The following is a 2,032-nucleotide window of genomic DNA, read 5'->3' as shown; positions in this document are numbered from 1 at the left end:
GGGCGAAGGGGTCGGGGCCGAGGGCCGTGATGTCACGGGACCAGTTGCGGGTCTCCACGCGCAGACCGCGGATCTGCCAGTACCAGCAGAGGGACAGGACGAGGCAGAGCGCCTCCTGCTCGTCCTGTGCGGCGACCGCGTGCCGCAGGGCGGTGCGCAGGTTCTCGTACTCGGTCTCCAGCCGCTCCACGGCGGCGTGCTGCCCGCGGCCGCGCAGCAGGGGGTCGGTGGTCCTGGCGAGCTCGCGGTAGTGCACGAGGTGCGCCCGCTCGGCGGCGGCCCGGCCCGCCGTCTCGTCGAGCCGCTCGCCCGCGTACTCCGCGACGGTCTCCAGGAGCCGGTAGCGCATGCCGCCGTCGGACAGCGGCGAAGGGGCGGCGACGACGAGGGACTTGTCGACGAGCGACCCGAGCAGGTCCGCGACGTCGTGCGGACCGCCCGCTTCCGCGCACACCTCCTCCGCCGCGGCCAGATCACAGCCGCCCGCGAAGACCGAGAGGCGGCGCAGGACGCCCCGCTCGGCCTCGTCCAGGAGGTCCCAGGACCAGTCGACGACGGCCCGCAGGGTCTGCTGGCGGGGCAGGACCGTGCGGGCGCCGCTGGTGAGGAGGCGGAAGCGGTCGTCGAGGCGGTCGGCGATCTGGCGCGGGGTGAGCATCCGCAGCCGGGCCGCGGCCAGTTCGATGGCGAGCGGCAGGCCGTCGAGACGGCGGCAGATCTCGGCGGCGGCCGCCGGATCCCCCTCGACGCTGAACCCCGGCTGCGCGGCGGCGCCGCGCTCGGCGAACAGCCGCAGCGCGACGGGCTCGGGCAGCGGTTCGACGGGACGCAGCAACTCGCCCGGTACGCCGAGGGGTTCGCGGCTCGTGGCAAGCACCGTCACCCCCGGACAGCGGGCCAGGACCTCGTCGGCGAGGCGGGCGGCGGCCTCGACGACGTGCTCGCAGTTGTCGAGGACGATCAGCATGCGGCGCGCTCCGCAGTGCTCGACGAGCCGGGCCACGGAGTCCTCGCCACCGTGCCGCTCCGACATGGCCCGCATCTCCTCGGCGCCCGCGCCGCGCAGCACGGTCTCGCGGGCGCCGAGTGCGGTGAGGACGGCGGCGGGGACGTCCGCGGGGTTCTCGACGGGAGCGAGCTCGGCCAGCCACACGCCGTCCGGGAGGCCCCCGGCGACGGCCTCGGCGGCCTCCTGCGAGAGCCGCGTCTTCCCCGCGCCGCCGGGTCCCAGGAGCGTCACCAGCCGCGCCTTCGTCAGGTCGTCCCGCAGCGCGTCGATGTCGGCCTCGCGCCCGACGAAGGAGGTGAGCCGGGCACGGAGGTTTCCCGGCGCGCGCTCCCGGGCGGGGGCGGCGGGCGGCTCCCGCAGCAACTCCTCGTGCAGGGCGCGGAGTTCGGGCCCCGGGTCGGCGCCGAGCCGGTCCGCGATGCCGCGCCGCACTCCTTCGTACGCCGAGAGGGCCTCCGCGGCGCGGCCCGTGGCGCGCAGTGCGCGCAGCCGCAGGGCCTGCAGCGGTTCGTCCAGGGGGTGGGTGTCGCAGAGCTCGGCGAGCTCGGGCAGCACCCGCTCGCCGTCGCCCAGGGCGAGGGCCGCGGCCATCCCGGCGCGCCGGGCGTCGAGGTGGCGGGCCCGCCAGCGGGCGGCGTCCGCGGTGCGTTCGGGGAGGTCGGCGAGGGGCTCGCCGGTCCACAGGGCGAGCGCGTCGTCCAGGGCCGTGGCCGCCTTCACCGCGTCGCCGTCCGCGAGGGCGCGGGTGCNNCACCGAGGCGACGGCGCCCGCGCCGAGCACCCTGCGGAGCCGTCCCACCAGCGCCTGCAGCGCGCCGCTCGCGTCCGCGGGCGGCTCACCGCTCCACACGTCGTCGACCAGCGCCTGGGCGGGGACCGGACGGCCGGGGTGCAGGGCGAGCGCCGTCAGGAGGGCACGCAGGCGTGCGCCGCCGACGGGAACGGGGCTTCCATCGGGGCGAGCGGCTCGAGCCGCACCCAAAACGCAATATCGCACTGTCCCATTCTCCCCGCTCAGCACAT

General features: G+C 77.0%; 1 protein-coding gene and 1 pseudogene. Both read right to left on the bottom strand.

Going from position 1 to position 2,032, the window contains the following annotated elements; genetic code table 11:
* Positions 1 to 1,758, bottom strand: a pseudogene (locus AOK03_RS39245) (ATP-binding protein); the annotation flags it as partial.
* Positions 1,759 to 1,760: 2 nt separating this feature from the next.
* The coding region (locus tag AOK03_RS44730; RefSeq protein ID WP_244177946.1) for an AfsR/SARP family transcriptional regulator at positions 1,761 to 2,006 on the bottom strand (246 nt) is incomplete at its 3' end.
* Between the last annotated feature and the right edge of the window lie 26 nt (positions 2,007 to 2,032).

The sequence above is a fragment of the Streptomyces atriruber genome (assembly GCF_001418325.1).
Lineage (GTDB): Bacteria > Actinomycetota > Actinomycetes > Streptomycetales > Streptomycetaceae > Streptomyces > Streptomyces atriruber.
Note: the sequence above shows the minus strand (reverse complement) of the source record. Positions and strands in the feature narration are given on the sequence as shown.